Origin of the sequence: Chitinophaga terrae (ex Kim and Jung 2007) (genome assembly GCF_900107795.1) — a bacterium.
Classification (GTDB): Bacteria; Bacteroidota; Bacteroidia; order Chitinophagales; family Chitinophagaceae; genus Chitinophaga; species Chitinophaga terrae.
The window spans coordinates 19,849-37,799 of the sequence record NZ_FNRL01000005.1; the positions used below are offsets into that span (position 1 = coordinate 19,849).

Here is a 17,951-nt window from a genome sequence, read left to right on the forward strand (position 1 = left end):
CAATATTCTATTTCTATATCAAAGTCATTGAGGGGTACGGTAAATAAATTTCATTTCCCATATTTCATTCCTGCTATTATACAAACGGAAAGCATATAGTTGGCCATCCGATAATTTGCCGCCCCGGTCAAGCGACAATTCTCCCATGTTATTACCCTGTTGCAGGTTAATGTTTCCATGTTTTACTGCCCTGCTGTTTTGATCGAGGCAGATAATCTCATATCTCACTTTAGAATCGCCGGCGTCGTTTACGTAACTGTATTTCAGAGATCTACTACAGTTGACAACCTGGTTACTGCTTCGTTTTAACTCTATGTATGTGGTCAGATCTACCTGTTTCGCCCGGCTGACAGATTTCATCTTAAACGTCCATACATCCGTTTGTGCAGCATATTGCCTCCCATTATTGGCGGTGATCATCCAGGCATAAGTAATACCGGTATCCAGAACGGGCGCTCCTGCAGGATAGCTCATAAAAGGTTGACGTAATGCTGATGCCCTGTAAACCGGTATATTCGTTTGTATCGCTTCAGCAGCCGACTGATTTTCATATAATGCCACCAATACCATATCATAATTCAGATCAGCGAAGAGGCTGACTGGAGCAGGCGGTATCCACGTAAAGTGAGGCAATGCTTCTTCCAAAATACTTTTATCAACAGGGTTGCTTAGTTGCGGAGGCGACACAGGTTCGACAACGAAATTCAAACAGTCTTCCGCCTGGGGGTTCATGCTTTTATCGCCCATGACCACAACGCTGTAACAAACACGAAATTTACCTGGCGGGAGCAGGGCGTTATCTCTTCTATCGGCAACCGGCGATAGATATTCGTAAGTGATAGGGCCCAGGTCTTTTACCTGTAACTGCCGGGCGCCAGCTCCCAATGTTACCGGCCTTGAAGTACCTGACAACACTGGCTGACCGGTAGTTGCATCCATTAACCGCATTATAAATGTGGCAGTAGCCGGTGAGTTGCTGATGTTGGTTGCAATGATATTCCAGAGTTGTGACTGCTGTAATATCCCCGCAGGAGGCACCTGAGCCGACATAGTTACCTGTGCCTGTGATTTCATGGATATCAATAGTATTAGTGCCATACTATTGAAAAGGGTTTTAACTCGGTTCATAATTAAAATATCTTGGTATAGGTTAATCTTCCGGTCTTATTTGATACTAATTGTTTATTTACTCCAGGCAGGTAACTTTTATCTGCCCGCAACGCGATTTCCCCGATTCTCTTGATATTGATCCTTGCGTTGGCGCCATAGCCCCATTGTATGTTATTCGTTTGGGACTGGTGATTATATTTCAGCGCTCCTCCTATTTCAAACCAATCGAGCATTCGCCAGGTTGTCTCCCCCGTCAGCCCATACAGCGAATATTCCTCTGTCAGCGCTGCCGAAGCTTGACCTGCTATGGTGAATCGTTTCAGGAACAGTGTATGACCTGCCATAATATTCCTGCTATTGAAGTAAACAAAAGCAGTATCAGTTTGCCTGTTATAAAACCTTGAATAAGTGAACATGCTGTTCATCATAATATCGTGATAGGTATAGGTATAAGAAGCCGTTCCTGTTAACATATAAAATAGTTGTTCGCTGAATTGTCCTTCACCCAATTTTATCAACTGCGAAGTGGGCTGATATGCTACACTCAGCACCGGCCATTTTGGTATCCTTACCGTCACCTGTACGCTCTTAAACACGGTATTGCTCTGGTAATTCGATGGGGCATAAAATGTAGCATAATCGTTCTTTCTTATTGCCCCCGCCAGCACTACTTTTTGTTTAAACAAAGGCTGTTCTGCCTGTATATTCCACGCTATCTGCCGCGATCCGGTCGTATAGAAGCTAAACGACTGGAAATCGTTGCCCATTACTTTGTACATAGCAGTCAATCGCGTATAGGTTTGAGGTATAGTTGTATTAAATCCAACAGTATAGGCTTCATTAGAGCGACTGGAAAAATTCATCATGCTCCCGAAATTGGTTTCTCCATGTGGTTTTCTGCTATTATAAGGCATGGAAGAACGTGCTACCTCACCGGTAAGATAGGTTTGCTGGCCAAGTTTCCATTGCGCCTCAAGCGAAATTCCCATCAGGTGATTATCCACCCTTCCTCCGGTATCCGTCACTGCATTGGTACCGTAAAGTTGTTTCCTGCCGGTATAATAGGTCAGATAGATATGATTGGATTCCTTCATTCCCCAACCTGCCCTGATAAGGCTTAAATACTGGGGATTCCTTTTTTCCTTCACAATGAAATTCCTGAACTGGTAATCTACAGTACCTGTAGCAACAGCAAGGTAGTAAGACGGATTGTACTCAACCTGTACCCCTGTTATACTTATATTCCTCGCTGTCAGCTCAGAATAGTCAGCCATGGTCCTCCCGATGCCAAAACTCCTGATTGCCAGCATTGTTCTGAATCCCTTTGGAAGAACGCTATCAGGCAGGTTCATACTTTCCAAAGCATCAGACAATTCTTTGTTATTCCGGCTGTTTTGTAAAGCATCTAATAAGCCCGACTTCAATTTCGCCTGTTTATCCAACAACGATTGGTATCGTTTTTTTACTCCTCCTATCAGTCCTTCCAACGAATCGATCTTCTTAAGCCGGAGTTCCTTCTCGGCTATGATGGTTTGATACAAAGAATCTGTAGGGCCGCTTTGCGTGTATTTGCCCGCCAGCGAATCCAATCGTAACCTGAAGGCCTTTTCTTTTGCTTCTATCAATCGTTGCCTGTAATACGCATCATCATAGGTATACTTGAGAAGGGAAAGAGATTGCTGCAAACTATCAACAAAATTCTTCAACGAATCCATCTCCTTCAACTGCTTCAACCTTCCCGCCGCCCAGCCGCGTGCATTCGCGAGTAATTGGTTCTTAAAATCCATATTATTATAAGAAAGCCTCGCTCCCGTCAGGTTCCTGAACAACGCAGAATTTCCCTGTTGCGTACTGAACGCAACCCGCAACGGGTAACGGTTCCTTATGGTAATACTCAGGTTCGTCTGAACAGTATGTTGCTGGATATCTCTTTCTACATAGGGCGTATCGATATTAGACTGGTAGAAATAATCGTACATAACATTCCCGTGCACTACCAGGAAAGGGGTATGTACAGGTACGGGAACGATATTTTCTTTGCGCACACGCGCACGGACCACCGCTACTTTCGCAGAATCCGGTTTCGAGTATAGGGCAATTGCTATCCTGGTCTTTACCTTTGAATTGTGACGGATAAAAAGGTAACCTGTATCTGTAATATTCTTCGGGCTCATAGACAATACCTGGGCTGATACAGATACAGCGGACATTAGGGTAACAAGCAACAACAATAAATGGAACCTCACGACAACATGATTACAATTATGGTTAATACTATCCGCTAAAAAGACAGGTATACACTTAAATGTAAGACGTTCGGAAAATGACTATATTAATTCTATTCATGGTATAGGATTTACGGGTAAAAACAAACTTTAAGTTCGCGTTCTCAAAGACAAGAACAAATATATTTCTTTTTCAATTAGATCAAAATATTTTTCAACCGGATGATAAACAAAAAGTAAGAAAGAAATGAAAGGTTAGTAACTGTAGCAGGAAAGACGATAAAAAATTTATTTTAAACCGTGTTGTCAATTTATCATGTCGCGCACCTACGCAAACACCTACACGAAATCAATGGTTTTTCATAGGATATGCAACCCTATCTTACCTTCGCAGCCAGCTCCTTCGCTGCCGCCATCGCACCATTCCCGTTCTTACCTCCTTTGATCAGGCTGTTGTTATGATAATAATACCTGCCCTCATTCTTCCGGCTCTTCTTATAATCAAACTGTTTGTCTGAAATCGGCGCGTTGTAAGCATGCGTGATAACATGTGCGTAAATAAGCTGCTGGTCATCGAAATAATAATGCGCAATTTCCTTTCCTCTTTCTCCATACAGATCGTGAGTGATCAACTTCAGCGAATCATTGGAGAAATAAGCAACGGAAACAGCGCCTTCGGTTGCTGATCCTGGTTCGTGTTGCAATTGTTGTTGCCTGTAATTTGTTAATTGCGTGTTCGTGTGCGACACTTTGCTTTTAATAGCATTGATCTTCGACTCTTGTATAGGCAGCAAGAGCAAGAGGTACAGAAAATACTTCATATTACTACAGTTTAGGTATTCCGACTACAATACAGATTATAAATACATATCCCGGAAGCAGTAGTGCCCCGGTTTTAAACTTGATCCTACAGGTCTTAAAAAAGATTCTGGTTGTGTCAAATAACAAATGATCCTGCTTTGAAGATAAATATTTTTATTGTTACCCCTATCCTTCCCAGGCTATTTTATTTTGGCTTCCAGGTCAGCCTGTTTTACTTTTAGGAATGGAAATATGCTTAAAGAAAATCGAGCGCATTCTTTCAGAAAAAATCGTCAAATTTGTTTCCTTATCAACCCCTATCTATATGCAACGGAAGAACCATATCTTCACTTTTTTCATTTTATTACTTTGCAGCTGTTCTACTGATAAGAAAGAATATGTAGAACCATCGCAAGCTATGTTCTGGACAGACCATGACCTGGGTTGCGGACCTATTACGGTTACCTGTAACAATACCACTCAATCCGTTACCGGCTCTTATCCTGAACTGCCGGATTGCGGGGCGCCTAAAGCCGCTACTTTCAACCTGCCTCCCGGCGTTTATACCTACCAGGCAGCCTGCAGCACAAAAACATGGCAGGGAAGCATTACCGTAATAGATGCTGCCTGCACCAGTTTGCAGTTAAAATAGATATTAAAAAGGGGCCTCGCGGGCCCCTGGAAAATTACTTGTTGAAGAATTCGTGGAAGAATAATAGCTGGTATTTTACGGCATTACCCCAATATTTCCAGTTATGCTCTCCCGGCCTTTCCGTATAGTCGTGGTCGATGCCTAATTCCATTAACCGCTGATGCAGCTTGCGGTTTACATCAATAAAGAAGTCTTTAATGCCGCAATCTACAATAATAGCCAGGGTACCTGGTTTTAGTTTATTGACCTGGTTAATGACCGTCCATTCCGTCCAGTTGCTGCCTTCAGGCCCGGGGGCGCCCAGCCGTTTTGCAATATCCCAGTTTTTAGGGAAAGGCCGGAAATCCACGCCTCCGCTCATGCTGCCGGCAGCGCCAAAGGTTTCGGGATGACGGCTGGCCAACCATAACGCACCATGGCCCCCCATACTTAAACCGGCAATAGCTCTCGCTTTGCGGTCCGGGATCGTTTGATAATGCTGATCTATATATTCAGGAATTTCCTTTCCTACATAGGTTTCAAAACGCCAGCTGCTATCGATAGGCGAATCGAAATACCAACTGCCAAATGCGCCATCAGGGCATACAACAATACACTGGTAAGCATCTACCAGCTCCTTAACAGCCGGCACATTGTTCACCCAATTGCCATAGTTACCGCTGTAACCATGCAGGAGGTAAACTACCGGGTAACGGCGATTATGCTCTTTATACGAATCGGGCGTTATTACAACACATTTATAACTGCGATTCATTTTCGCGCTGCGTATATCCAGTGTATCCACAGTTGAGGCGCTGGCAGACTGAGCCAATAATAAGCAAAACAAAAGACGGGCTAGTAATTTCATGGAACCGAATTTAAATAAAAAAGTCTCTACCCGCGGGTAGAGACTACAAAATAATAAAATAACAGCTTATTTAGCAGCAGCTTTCTTCATAGGATTATCTCCTGTTGAAGCGCCACGTACTGCATTTGTGCTTTTGAACAGTTCGAACCGGCTAGGCGCCGTTTCTCTCGGCCACATGTTGTTGCTTTCATCAATATCGGCTGTTTCACGCAACGGGTCGAGCTTTACGGAAGCTACCTGTTTTTCTTTTACAAATACCCTCGTTACCACGTTCTCGTTCTTCCTCCATATATAGGCCGAAATACGATCAATCTCCTTTGTACCGTCTGTATACGTCCATTCAATGATCAATGGCATTACCAGGCCGCCTTTATTAGAGAAGGTCAGTTCGTAGAAGTTCTTTTTGCTTTCATACACCGCTTTTTCTGCCGGTGTCAGGTTGTTATAGAACTGCTCGTAGGCCGCTTTATCTTCCGGGGTCACTTCGAAGCGGTTCCATTTGCTGTAGAAGTCCTGAAGGCTGGTATCTTCATCTACGGCGAATTTCATTCCCGACGCTTTGTTGCGCTGGCGGGCAATGTGATCCAATCCTTTATCGTAAACTTCTTTTGCCGCCTGTTTGGTAGCAACCGGATCGCCGCTGAACCTGAACCATTTTACTGAATCCAGGGAAATATCCACCGGCTCTGTTCCAAAGAACCAACCACGCCAGAACCAATCCAGGTCTACCGCCGAGGCGTCTTCCATTGTCCGGAAGAAATCGGCCGGGGTCGGATGTTTAAAGGCCCAGCGACGCGCATATTCCCTGAATGCAAAATCGAACAGCTCCCGGCCCATTACCGTTTCACGAAGGATATTCAGCGCAGTGGCAGGCTTTGCATAGGCATTAGGCCCGAACTGGATAATATTTTCGGAATTGGTCATGATCGGCTCCAGCTGGTCTTTTGGCATCTTCATGTAATCAACGATCTTATGGGCAGGTCCGCGGGAGGAAGGGAAGTTGTTATCCCACTCCTGCTCCGCCATAAACTGGCAGAAAGTGTTCAAACCTTCGTCCATCCAGGTCCACTGGCGCTCGTCGGAATTCACGATCATAGGGAAGAAGTTATGCCCTACTTCGTGCGTGATCACGCCTATCATGCCGTTCTTCGTAGCTTCAGAATAAGTGCCGTCTTTATCCGCCCTTCCGTAGTTGAAGCAGATCATCGGGTATTCCATACCGTTGGCCGCTTCTACAGAAATAGCCACAGGATAGGGATATGGAATGGTATGTTTGGAATAAGATTTAACCGTGTGAGCCACTACCTTGGTTGAATAACGGCGATATAAAGGATAAGCTTCCGGCCCATAATACGACATAGCCATTACCTTATTTCCTTCAACATTAGCAGCCATTGCATCCCAAACCAGCCGGCGTGAAGAAACCCATGCAAAATCGCGTACATTCTGGGCTTCGTAGATCCAGGTTTTGGTAGCTTTAGCCTTGCCGGCCATAGCATTTTTAGCTTCGTCCAGCGTGACTACTTCTACAGGTTCTTTGCTGCTCTGCGCCTTCTGCCAACGCTGGTACTGTGCCGGGCTCAACATCTCTTTATAATTCTGGCATTCTCCTGTTGCCCCAACCACATGGTCGGCAGGTACCGTCATCTTTACTTTGAAGTTACCGAAAGTGAGCGCAAATTCTCCCCGCCCGGTGAACTGCTTATTCTGCCATCCCTGGAAGTCGGAATACACAGCCAGCCTTGGGTACCACTGGCTTACCGTATAGAGGTAGTTCTTATCTTCCGGGAAGAACTCATATCCTCCGCGGCCGCCTTCCACGGTACGGTTAGACATTTTATACCACCAGCCTACCTTAAAGCGGAATTTCTCGCCCGGCATAAGGGTTTTAGGCAGGTCGATCCGCATCATCGTCTGGTTGATGGTGTATGGCAATGCTTTACCTGATTCGTCGGTTACTTTAACGATCTTCACTCCCAACTCCTGGTTAACGGGCAGGATAGTACGGAGATCATACATGGTCATTTTACCCGACATCTTGTTCTCGTCAAAGAACTGGCTCTCGCTTTTCGGATCATGTTCATTCTCGTCGAGCTGTAGCCAGAGATAGGTAAGCGGGTCGGGCGAGTTGTTGAAATAGGTGACGGTTTCTGAACCTGTCAGCTTCTGGTTTTCATCGTCCAGCTGCGCTTCAATCTCGTAATCTGCCCGCTGCTGCCAGTATTTAGGCCCGGGAGCTCCTGAAGCAGAGCGGTACATGTTAGGCGTTTGCAACATCGTACCCAGCTGTTCAAAGCGGTTGCCATGGTTGGAACCCGGGTTCTGCTGCGCCTGCAGTAAAAGGATGCTGCTGCATAACAAGCCCGTGAGGTAGCATTTTTTTCTCATAATCAGCGTTCAAATTTTTATTCAGATTCTGGTTTATTCGGAAAATGTCCGGATACCTTCAAGCACCATGATAAAAGCGGCTCCGAAAGTGGCCGAAGAAAGGAACATAGTCCAGTCGCGGCGTTTTATCCTTCCAATGTTCACTATCAATGTCGAAAAAATTAATATAGCCATTACTATAACAATCTGCCCTACTTCCAACCCTATATTAAAACCCAGCAAGGGCTGTACTATATTGGCCTGGCTGCCCAACAAGCTTTTCAGGTAGTTGGAAAAACCCAGTCCGTGGATCAGTCCAAAGAACAATGCATAAAAATAGTTGAGCTGCAGGCTCTGCGGCTGCTCCGTTTTACGGAGAATGTTAGATAATGCTGTAATACATATGGTGACAGGAATCAGGAATTCAACTATTTCACTTGGTATGCGGATGATATTTAACACACTCAAAGCCAGCGTTACAGAATGCCCGATAGTAAATGCCGTTACAAGTACCAGTACTTTTTTCCAGTCCCGCAACAGGTAAATAGCGCTCAAGGCAATTACAAACAAAATGTGATCATAAGCATCCCAGTTAACGATATGTTGCCACCCTAATTCAAAATACAACGCGTCCATTTCCCTACTAATCTATAAATTTGGTAATTATAGGAAGTTAAAACTGATTTTTTAAAAATTTTTGTCAAGTGGGGGTATTATTATGTAAATGGTGGATGGCGTGCTGGCTGACCGTATTGCATCCGTTCTATGTAAGTGTGACTGAAATAGCGCATGATGCCGGCAAGCAAGAGTTGCAGGTTACCTGCCGCATTTTCACAGACGATCTCGAAAATACCCTGCGGGCACAGTTTAAAACGCCTGTTGATATTACCAATCCCGCAAACAGGAAAAAGGTAGATGAATATATTGCCGCCTATCTCTCCCAACACCTCGTCATTACGTTAGACGGTAAAACAGTTTCCCTGCATTACCTGGGGTATAAAATAGAAGAAGATGCTGTATGGAGCTTTTTAGAAGCTGAAAAAATACCTGTACCGAAGACAGTACAGGTAAAAAATGATTTATTGTACGAGAAGCATCCTACCCAGATCAATATGATACATGTAATGGTGAATGGTACAAGGAAAAGCTCCAAACTGGATAATCCGAAAAGTCTGGCTACTTTCAGCTTTTAATTCCTGTTATCCAGGAACTTCACCGGCTTGCGGCTGTTCTCAGGGAACTGCATGCGCATGATCTCCTGCTGTGTGGTATATCTCACCTGGGGGATCACTCTCAGCTTGGCCTGCAAGTATGACTTGATCTTCCTGTCCATCTCCTCAGATTCTTCCCTGGGCCAAAGATGAACCAGTATCTCATCGGTTCCCAGCTCATTTGAAAACACTTCTACCACAAACTCTTTCACATCTTCCATATCGTTTAACAGGTCAAATAAGGCAGGGGGATATAAGGTAGTTCCTTTATACTTGATCATCTGTTTACGACGCCCTATCACCGGCGATAAACGAAGGGTCTGGCGGCCGCATTCGCAAACGGTATGATGGTATTCGCAGATATCGCCTGTTTTATAGCGTAACAGCGGCATTCCTTCCACGCCCAGGGTAGTGATAGTCACTTCTCCTGCTTCACCCGGGCCAACCGGCTGGTCGTTTTCGTCCAGCAATTCTACATACAGTAATTCGGGATGATGATGTCCGCCCTTCCCGGCTTTGCACTCGGTGAACGCCGTCTGCATCTCTGTGGAAGCATAGGTGGAATACAACTGAATGTTCCACTGTTCCGTTATCTTTTTGCCCAATACATTCAGCGAGAAGTCTGTATTCCTGATGTTCTCTCCTATGCACACGGCTTTCTTTACGCTGGTGCTGTTGATATCTATGTTATGCTCTTTGGCAAAAGCTATCAGTTTTACAATGAAAGAAGGTACTCCTACGATGGTGGTAGGCTGGATACGCTGTATATTCTCCCACTGCATACTTGGCACTCCCGGTCCCACTCTCAGTACCCCGGCGCCTAATTTCCTGATGCCGTTGTAATAAGCCATACCAGCCATAAACTGCCTGTCGAGGGTCAGCATAAGCTGGTAAATATCGCTATCGGTACCGTCGGCGCAGCTGAAAGAAATGTATTCGTTGTATGCGAGGCGTGACAGGTCCTTCTCTGTAAGCGCTATAATCACCGGTTTGCCCAGCGTACCGCTGGTGGTAGTATATTCTGCTATCCTGCTTTTATCCACACAGAGGAATTCCCAGTTATGTTGCTGCAGGTCTTCTTTGGTAACAGGCGGGATCAGGGATAAGGCATCCAGCGACTGCACAGTATCCGCATGGATCTCATGTTTTTTAAACCAGGATTTATAGAAAGGGGAAAATTCGCGCAGGTAACCCAGCAGGCGTAGTACTTCCTTTTCCTGGTATGCGCGGATCGATTCTTTAGACTGCAATTCTATATCTGGTATGTACATGTTGAGTATATTGAGTTTTATCCTTCCAAAACAACCATCGCTACAGCCGCGTTGTGCTCATGCGAGAGCGACACCCATATTTTGCGGATGCCCAGTTCTTCATACCTGCCGGCGGCTTTGCCTAATAGTATGATAGCAGGTTGCCCGGCGTCATTGTTCCTGATCTCTATTTCATCGAAGTTCACTCCACCGTTTCCCCACCCTGTTCCCAATGCTTTCAGGAATGCTTCCTTGGCGGCAAAACGGGCTGCATAACTCTGCGCCGGTACCGCCTGTTTTTCGCAATAGGCAATTTCAAATGGCGTGAATACAAGATTTCGGAAACCATCTCCCTTAGCCAGTTTTGCAGCTATGCGGGAAACATCTGTTATATCTGTTCCTATTCCCAGGATCATCGCTTTGCAGATTTAGAGATACATAATTCCAGTTGCTTCCTGATATGTTCTTCTTCTCCTTTCGTAGCAATTACTTTTGTGAGCGCAGTTTCATAGTACTTCCTGGCGGCGGCGTAGTTTTTCTGCCTGAAGCAGTAATCTCCCGCCAGCGCATAAGCGTGGTAGTACTCAGGGTTAGCTGCTACCAGGGCCTGGGGATCTATTGTCTTCCCTTCCTTCATTTCATCACGCAGGCGACGGTATTCGTTGAAATCGCGGTATTCTTTCGTTAACAGGAAAGTATCGGCAGGAATGATCCTGGCGCTGTCATAAATCTCATGGTCGGTTTGCAGGCCACGCATAGCGAATATCTTATCCAGGTCGTAAGCTACAAACTCGCCTAACTGCCATGGGCCGGTAGATACCCACACCAAACGTTTCTGCGGCTCAAATACGATAGAATGGTGAGCGATCAACTGGTTAATAGCTTTTTCGTTGCCCTCGCCAATATTGGCATTATGCAGGCCGCCCCGGTCGCGGAGTATCTCTACAGTTTTTTGCACCGTATTGGGCCCTTTCTCTTTCAGCAGTTCCCTGAGGCGTTCGTAACGATAGCTGGAAGCGCTTTCGTTTATTTGCTGGATATTAGAGGAGAGCGCGCCCAGTTGCGGTCCCTGGAAGTGATTGGTGCAGGTGATAAAATCATTTCCCGGGTCATAGATATCCATTCCCTCAGGCGTTTTTTCAATTATCACGGCTTTGTTATCCATGGCCGAACCAACGAGGAACGATTCAGATACGAACATCTTGCGGCGCTGCGCTATTTTCTTTGCTTCTTCTATATTCTGAGCATATTGCAGGATCTCTCTTGCCACCAATGAAACAGGGGTTGCAGCGCCGCTCGGGACGCTGGTTTTAGCAGCATTGATAGTCACTGTCAGTCCTTTTTCGTTCATCCCTGAAACTACGCCGGTGAAGCCACCCCAGGTAACGAACATGAATTTATAACCTTTCGAAGGGTTATAGAAGACAACCATTTTATCTTTTGCAAAATCGTCGCCCATGTAAAAGTCGAAGTTCCGGCCTATGATAAGCGAACTGTCGGCCGATTGCCCGTTCCAGGTGCCAAAAGAAGTACAGCCAACCAGCATCATTCCCTGCAATGCATGCCCGATATCGTGGGCTGCATGGTAGTTCATCAGGCGGGCATAGTTAGTTCCTATATAGTCGTAATTCGGAGAGGCGGAAAAAGATTCTCCATAGATCTCTTCTTTAAATTCTTCGGCCACATGATCAGGCAAGTTCCTGTTAAACCAGCCTATAAAATATTTAAGGAAGTGCAGGTAGGTTTTCGAAGGCACAATTTTGCTGAACTGGGCTACAAAAACATCTTCCTGGCTGCGGATCAGTTCCCCGGATAATTTCCCGTTGATCACCCCTCTTTCAAAGGGCTCTCCTTCCACGTACATTTCATAAAGACCGGAGTTGCTTTTCCTGAACCAGTTATTCCCAATGGTGTAACAGGTGCTGTCGATCTGTGTGCGTTGCAGTTTTAACGTCTCTTTATCTTTTACGGCAGGAGGTTCCATCCCGCTGATAGCCACCAGGTATATGATCAAACCTATTATTAGGGCAAGCAGGCCGCCAAAAACGAATAAAAGGATACGTCCTGCTATTCTCCATCCACTTCTTTTCTTTTGTTTCACTTTACAGCTGTTGACTGATTAATTTCACCTACCAGGAATTCCATACCCAGCAATTCGGCAGATGTGATAATACTACTCAGGGTTACCCCCAAAATTCCATGCAAGTTCAGGTTTTGACCGGTAAGATACAAATTAGAAAGTTTTGTACGGGCAGAAACCATGGTCCGCAGCGGATCTGCACAATCCTTGGCAATGCCGTACATACTGCCATCGCCGGTTCCGAGGTAATCGCGGTACGACAACGGCGTAGCTACATTATACGATAAAATTGCCTCCCTGAATCCCGGGAACCGCTTTTCCACACTCGTGATCAATTGCTCCGCCTTCCGCTGCTTAAACGCTTCATAATCCGCTCCCCTGCTGCAGGCATGGGTGTCGGTATTGAAGGTATGCTGCCAGGGCGCCACCTCTTCATACCGCATGTAGGTCATTATTGCCAGGGCCTCTGCAGAACCGGTAGTCCGGCTGCTGGCAGAAACATACATTGCATAGGTCTGCGGCCATTCTTCTTCCCGGTAATCGATACCCGCCCAGGAATTGTTGCCGGCATGATAGTAATAATTATAGTTCAGGTAAGGGAAACTGCCGGGCTTCAGCGCAACGTTCAACACGAAACCGCCTACAGAATTCGCCAACCCCTCCATCCTGTTGCGATACGCGCCCCGGATAACATCGCTTTGCGTAATGGCCAACGTTTGGGCCGGGTGCAAGTTCGAGATATAATAATCGGCTTTTACTTTGGTTCCATCCTGCAATACCAGGTGATCTACCTTGTCGCCTACTCCCACGATGCCTGTAACAGCCATATTCCGCACAATAGTGCCGCCATTGGCCAGTATCTTGCGGGACAACAGCTTACCTATCTGGGAACCGCCGTCCACACATTTCCAGGAGCTGTTCATATAACTGTTTAAAACCAGGGCATGTACATAGAATGGCGTTTTTTCCGCTACTCCAGCATACAGGAGGTTATTGCCCGCCAACACCTGCTGCAGTTTTTCATTACTGGTGATGCTCCGCAGGTAATCGGCTGTATTCAGGTGCAACACACGCTGTTTTTCTTCATAATCGCCTATCCGCAGGTTATACAGGGGAAATTTGCTGCATACTTCCCTGATCTTGGCGCAGTAAGCCCTCAGGGCTGGTTCTTCACCGGGAAATTGCTTTAAAAGGGTATTTACAAAGTTCTCTTCTCCCTGGGCAATACGGTAAACTTCAGGATCTCCTTCAAACTGGATATGGTCGAAGCCGTCCATATCCATACGTTTTAGTTTCAGATCATCGTAGATCCCGAGATATTTGAAGATCGTACACAGGTTTTCTCCTTCCGCCAATCCACCCAGGTAATGGACGCCGGAATCGAAGATCACTTTATCGCGTGAATAGGTCTGGAGACAACCGCCTATCTGGCGGTTCTTTTCATAAATAGTTACGCGGTAACCATACCGGCTAAGGATTGCACCGCATACCAAACCTCCAAGCCCACTACCTATAATGATTACATCATAGTTGTGCATAATTTTTCAGGGTAACTTTTTTAATAACAAAAATTACATTGGATGTAAACCTTGTATTATCTATCTCTTCTGCTACTGCTCCATACCTGTTCACCATTTCTTTCAGGCGGGTTGCAGACAGGAAGGATAAGCCATGCGCCTGTGTCTTGTTGAATTTAATGATCCTGGTCGACCAGAATTCGGTCATCTTTGTGCCTTCGTGCCTTTCTTTCCTGTCGGCGTCTCCATCGCGGATGATAATGATACCGTCCGGTGACAAGTGATTGATACAGTGTTTCAGTAGGTTTTCCTGCGCATCAGGCGACAGATAATGCAATACATCGCTAAGAATATAGGAATCGTAAATTTTTTCTTCCGGGTTATTGGCATCCATTACTTCAAATTGAAGCTGCGCCGGTTTGTTATAGCACCAGTTAGCGGTAGCTATCTTCTCTTCGTCGTAATCCACTGCCTTGATCTCCCTGCCGGGCGCCGTCCAGGCAAGCATGTAATCCATAAAGCCATAGCCGCAGCCGATATCCAGTATCCTGCCCTGTTTTGGCAGCAACTTATCAAACAGTTCGTAATTATGTTCCAGGCGGGTTTTGATACGCATGTACCATTCCAGCACCGGTCCCTTGTAGATGAAATTATATTTCAGCTGCTCCCTGAAATAAGCCGGCACTTCAATTTCTTCACGCAGTTTTTCATATTCCGCCCTGAAATATCTTCCTATACTTTTTGTTCTGGCGCTATACCCGTTACCCCATTCCTTGTCTTCCGGCTTAATCCTCGGCAGGTATTTCACCGTTACCGTGCCATCTTTTAACAGGAAGTCGCCTTTCGACATCGTATAGGCGGTACCGTGAATAACCATTGGAAGAATATCCAGGTTCAGCGCTTCGGCAATAAAGAATGCGCCTTTATGAAAACGTTTGATCACCGGGTCGGGCGACCTGGTGCCTTCAGGATATACTACAATAGAATATCCCTGGTCGACCATTGACTTGAGCTTGTCTATGGCTCCCTCCGCGCCATCGGCCACAGGGTAGTATTCGGCCATTCTTACCACCGCCCCGAACACCGGCGAACGCCATACCCATTGGTTGGTAAGCAGGATCACTTTAGGATGCAGCATGGTAGAAACCAGGATGTCCAGGAAGGACTGGTGATTGCTGATGATCACCGCAGGTTTTTCCAGCTGTTCATTCAACGGGTTAATAATGCGCTTTGTCACATTACCCATGATGTACAATACACTATGCGTGTAGGCCGATAAGATCTTGTGATACAGCAGTTTTCCTCTTTCCTTTCCGCCCAGTTTCAGTTTAATAAGCAGGAAACCAATGCCTGTCATGATAAAACACCCCAAGGTGAAGTAAGTAAAAGAGAAAACAGATAAGGACCATCCTTTCAGTGTCCATGGCGCATATCCCTTTTTCACCCGGTTCGTGATCAGCCAGTTAAACAATACGGGGATCATTACCTGCGAGATCAGCACTACCGTGCCTATACCAATGATGGAAATTAGCGCTATGGATCTCAGGGAAGGATGTTTGGCAAATATCAACACACCCAGTCCCAGTATCGTGGTAATGGCAGATAAGAAGATGGATGATTTGTAAGATGATAATGTTTTCTTTCCTGTTTTGTATTCCTGCAACAACCCGTCCATGGTAAAGATGCTGTAATCGTCGCCCAAGCCAAAGATGAAAGTTGAAAGAATAATATTTACAATATTAAAGGAAATACCGAACATACCCATAATTCCCAGTATCCACACCCAGCTCAGCACCATGGGAATAAACGTGATCAGCGCCAGTTCTATACGGCCGTAAGAGATAAGCAACGCGGCAAATACCAGCAAAGAGGTCATCCAGGCAATACTGTTGAATTCGTCTTTTATAATTTCTACAAGCCTGTTTGCGGCGTATTGTTTATCCAGCACCGTTGTTCCGGGCAGCTCCTCCAGCGCCTTGTAGACAGCCTGTTTCTTAGCCGGGTCTACTTTCAGCAAAGTGACCAGGGAAGTATTTCCGTTCTTCCGGATAATAAAATCTCCCAGGTTGCCTTGTTGCAACAGTTGGGTATCGTTGGCCGACAGCGGCCGGAAATCTTTATCCAGCAATTGGCCGAAAGCATCGAATGCTTTTTCGCTGAACCCCATTTTTGCTCCTTCACTATGGAGCAAACGCAGGAGCTCCTGCTTCTTTGCAGGAGTCCAGTACTGTTGCCAGCGTTGTATACGCAATGCCTGTTCTTTTTCAGATAACAGCAACGCCTGTACGCCGGCATATTTTTTTACCGCGCCGCCGGCCTGCAGGCGGGCAATAACAGGCAGCAGCTGCTCGCCCTGTTCCAACGCTGTTTCCAGGTTCTTACCATCAGAAACTACGTATACGGTTTGCGCAGTATAGTTATTAACAGCATTTAAGTGTGCTTCCGCAGCTTTTAGTTCAGGGCGCATAAAGTTCATGCGCATCATGTCGCTCTCGAAAGTTACATACCTGGCAGTGTAGAAGAATACGATGGTGAGAACAAAGATCCCGGCCACCAGCCATTTGTTCTTTTCCGGTTTCAGCTCGGAGAATTTGTCCAGCCAGTTATGGTGGTTTGCATCCGGCTGCGCTTTATGTTTATTGCCTGTAACGATCCAGTGAGGCAGGAAGATCAACGAGAAAAGGGCTGCGCCTACAAGGCTCATGGCAGCAAAAAGGCCCACATCCTGCAACATGGGCGAGTGAACGAACTGCAGGCAAAGAAAACCGCCTACAGTGGTGAAGCTGCCCAGGGTCATAGGCATGGCCAGGTCGTTTATCACCTCCCTGATATCATTTGCATGCCTGTAATGATTGAAAACGTGCAACGAGTAGTTCACCGCGATCCCCAATACCACAGCGCCTGCACCCAGGGCCATGACGGCAATATGACCTTTAATGAAGTAAATGCAGGCAAGTGAAAACAGCGCGCCAAATATTACCGGCAGCATTACCAGGAATGGCGCCCGCTTCTTCCTGAAGAAGAGCACGATCAGCAATACCAGCAATACAACTGTGATGCCCTGCGTAAGCAGGGTATCCTGTCTTAACTGCGTGGCATTACCTGCCGATACGGCGGTACCGCCAAAGTAAGTTGCATACACGCCCGGGTACTGTTTATCCAGGCTATCTTTAACCAGGTCCAGCTCCTGCAGGAACCGGGAGTTTACCTTGGTAGCGCCGGGCGGGTTAGCCGGGGTGATGAACATCATTACATTTCTGTGATCTTTGGTGATCACATAGTTGTCATAGAGTTCAAACTGGTCGTCGTATTGCAGGCTTCTTAATTTCCTGATCCCTATCCAGGAAATGCCTACGGGATCTGCCTGGATCATTTTCTTCAACACTACACCGGCCGGCGAGATCAAAGTATTATAGTCGTACTGCAACGACTGTTGCAAAACGGATGGCTGCAACAGGCTGTCTATTTTCTTATAGTCTTCCGCTTCCAGGAATACAGGCAGATGTTGCTGGATGGTTTGCATCAGCCCCATTACTGTACTGTCTTCTGTTTGCGCCTGTATGTTTTTGATATAGGGAGACAGTTTTTCACCAGCGGCGGAAGCCAGGCTGGCCGCGTAGGCTACCAGGGTATCCGGCTGGGCAGCAGCGGAAGTATCTTTCTGCGAGATGGTAATAACCAGTTTATCAGCAAAACGGGAATCCTGGAATACCTGTTGAAGTTTATCCAGCTTTTTATCCTGGGGCAATATCCTGGTAATATCTTCTTCCAGTTTAATTTGTGCAGCAAAATAACTTACCAGCACAAAACAGGCAATGGTAAAACCCCAAAGCGCTATTTTATGCTTTTCAAACCAATTATAAATTGCTACAAAAAAACTTCCCATTGTTT

At 46.0% G+C, this 17,951-nt stretch carries 13 protein-coding genes; 2 read left to right on the forward strand and 11 right to left on the reverse strand.

Annotated features, from left to right (window positions below):
• Nucleotides 1-24: 24 nt before the first annotated feature.
• The 3 genes from BLV62_RS06530 to BLV62_RS06540 all read right to left on the reverse strand — a co-directional run bounded on the left by BLV62_RS06530 (nucleotide 25) and on the right by BLV62_RS06540 (nucleotide 4,156).
• Nucleotides 25-1,098, reverse strand: coding sequence for a hypothetical protein (locus BLV62_RS06530; RefSeq protein ID WP_139169984.1), 1,074 nt, complete (start codon nucleotides 1,096-1,098; stop codon nucleotides 25-27).
• A 32-nt stretch (nucleotides 1,099-1,130) separates the two neighbouring features.
• Complete coding sequence (locus BLV62_RS06535; RefSeq protein WP_089759920.1) at nucleotides 1,131-3,320, reverse strand: hypothetical protein; 2,190 nt, start codon at nucleotides 3,318-3,320, stop codon at nucleotides 1,131-1,133.
• A gap of 392 nt (nucleotides 3,321-3,712) precedes the next feature.
• Entirely contained in the window at nucleotides 3,713-4,156 is a 444-nt protein-coding gene (locus tag BLV62_RS06540) for a hypothetical protein (protein ID WP_089759922.1), read from the reverse strand.
• A gap of 305 nt (nucleotides 4,157-4,461) precedes the next feature.
• Between BLV62_RS06540 and BLV62_RS06545 the strand changes: the two genes are divergently transcribed.
• Entirely contained in the window at nucleotides 4,462-4,788 is a 327-nt protein-coding gene (locus tag BLV62_RS06545; protein ID WP_089759924.1) for a hypothetical protein, read from the forward strand.
• A gap of 34 nt (nucleotides 4,789-4,822) precedes the next feature.
• Here BLV62_RS06545 and BLV62_RS06550 read toward each other — a convergent pair whose 3' ends face one another.
• The 3 genes from BLV62_RS06550 to BLV62_RS06560 form a co-directional block, all read right to left on the reverse strand.
• A complete protein-coding gene (locus tag BLV62_RS06550; protein ID WP_089759927.1) occupies nucleotides 4,823-5,635 on the reverse strand; it encodes an alpha/beta hydrolase in 813 nt (270 codons plus the stop codon).
• Between the two features lie 66 nt (nucleotides 5,636-5,701).
• Nucleotides 5,702-8,023, reverse strand: coding sequence for a M1 family metallopeptidase (locus BLV62_RS06555; protein WP_089759929.1), 2,322 nt, complete (start codon nucleotides 8,021-8,023; stop codon nucleotides 5,702-5,704).
• A 33-nt stretch (nucleotides 8,024-8,056) separates the two neighbouring features.
• Complete coding sequence (locus BLV62_RS06560; RefSeq protein ID WP_089759931.1) at nucleotides 8,057-8,638, reverse strand: HupE/UreJ family protein; 582 nt, start codon at nucleotides 8,636-8,638, stop codon at nucleotides 8,057-8,059.
• Between the two features lie 68 nt (nucleotides 8,639-8,706).
• Here BLV62_RS06560 and BLV62_RS06565 point away from each other — a divergent pair, with 68 nt between their 5' ends.
• Nucleotides 8,707-9,195 (forward strand): DUF6702 family protein, encoded by a 489-nt coding sequence (locus BLV62_RS06565; protein ID WP_089759933.1) that lies wholly within the window; start codon nucleotides 8,707-8,709, stop codon nucleotides 9,193-9,195.
• Here BLV62_RS06565 and BLV62_RS06570 read toward each other — a convergent pair.
• Genes BLV62_RS06570 through BLV62_RS06590 form a run of 5 tightly spaced genes read right to left on the reverse strand, consistent with a single transcriptional unit; the run spans nucleotide 9,192 to nucleotide 17,946 of the window.
• Entirely contained in the window at nucleotides 9,192-10,484 is a 1,293-nt protein-coding gene (locus tag BLV62_RS06570) for a flexirubin biosynthesis putative acyl-CoA ligase FlxY (RefSeq protein WP_089759935.1), read from the reverse strand. The genes BLV62_RS06565 and BLV62_RS06570 overlap by 4 nt on opposite strands.
• Nucleotides 10,485-10,501: 17 nt before the next feature.
• Nucleotides 10,502-10,879, reverse strand: coding sequence for a holo-ACP synthase (locus tag BLV62_RS06575; protein ID WP_089759937.1), 378 nt, complete (start codon nucleotides 10,877-10,879; stop codon nucleotides 10,502-10,504).
• A complete protein-coding gene (locus BLV62_RS06580) occupies nucleotides 10,876-12,564 on the reverse strand; it encodes a C45 family autoproteolytic acyltransferase/hydolase (RefSeq protein WP_225889702.1) in 1,689 nt (562 codons plus the stop codon). Before BLV62_RS06580 ends, BLV62_RS06575 begins: the two co-directional genes overlap by 4 nt.
• Nucleotides 12,561-14,081: a phytoene desaturase family protein gene (locus tag BLV62_RS06585; protein WP_089759938.1), complete on the reverse strand. Its 1,521-nt coding sequence runs from the start codon at nucleotides 14,079-14,081 to the stop codon at nucleotides 12,561-12,563. The genes BLV62_RS06580 and BLV62_RS06585 overlap by 4 nt, the downstream gene beginning before the upstream one ends.
• Nucleotides 14,068-17,946 (reverse strand): trifunctional MMPL family transporter/lysophospholipid acyltransferase/class I SAM-dependent methyltransferase, encoded by a 3,879-nt coding sequence (locus BLV62_RS06590; protein WP_089759939.1) that lies wholly within the window; start codon nucleotides 17,944-17,946, stop codon nucleotides 14,068-14,070. The genes BLV62_RS06585 and BLV62_RS06590 overlap by 14 nt, the downstream gene beginning before the upstream one ends.
• Nucleotides 17,947-17,951 lie beyond the last annotated feature (5 nt).

Coding starts and splice junctions, on each gene's coding strand:
- BLV62_RS06530 (WP_139169984.1), bottom strand. CDS start 1,098: ATGGCACTAATACTATTGATATCCATGAAATCACAGGCACAGGTAACT.
- BLV62_RS06535 (WP_089759920.1), bottom strand. CDS start 3,320: ATGTCCGCTGTATCTGTATCAGCCCAGGTATTGTCTATGAGCCCGAAG.
- BLV62_RS06540 (WP_089759922.1), bottom strand. CDS start 4,156: ATGAAGTATTTTCTGTACCTCTTGCTCTTGCTGCCTATACAAGAGTCG.
- BLV62_RS06545 (WP_089759924.1), top strand. CDS start 4,462: ATGCAACGGAAGAACCATATCTTCACTTTTTTCATTTTATTACTTTGC.
- BLV62_RS06550 (WP_089759927.1), bottom strand. CDS start 5,635: ATGAAATTACTAGCCCGTCTTTTGTTTTGCTTATTATTGGCTCAGTCT.
- BLV62_RS06555 (WP_089759929.1), bottom strand. CDS start 8,023: ATGAGAAAAAAATGCTACCTCACGGGCTTGTTATGCAGCAGCATCCTT.
- BLV62_RS06560 (WP_089759931.1), bottom strand. CDS start 8,638: ATGGACGCGTTGTATTTTGAATTAGGGTGGCAACATATCGTTAACTGG.
- BLV62_RS06570 (WP_089759935.1), bottom strand. CDS start 10,484: ATGTACATACCAGATATAGAATTGCAGTCTAAAGAATCGATCCGCGCA.
- BLV62_RS06575 (WP_089759937.1), bottom strand. CDS start 10,879: ATGATCCTGGGAATAGGAACAGATATAACAGATGTTTCCCGCATAGCT.
- BLV62_RS06585 (WP_089759938.1), bottom strand. CDS start 14,081: ATGCACAACTATGATGTAATCATTATAGGTAGTGGGCTTGGAGGTTTG.
- BLV62_RS06590 (WP_089759939.1), bottom strand. CDS start 17,946: ATGGGAAGTTTTTTTGTAGCAATTTATAATTGGTTTGAAAAGCATAAA.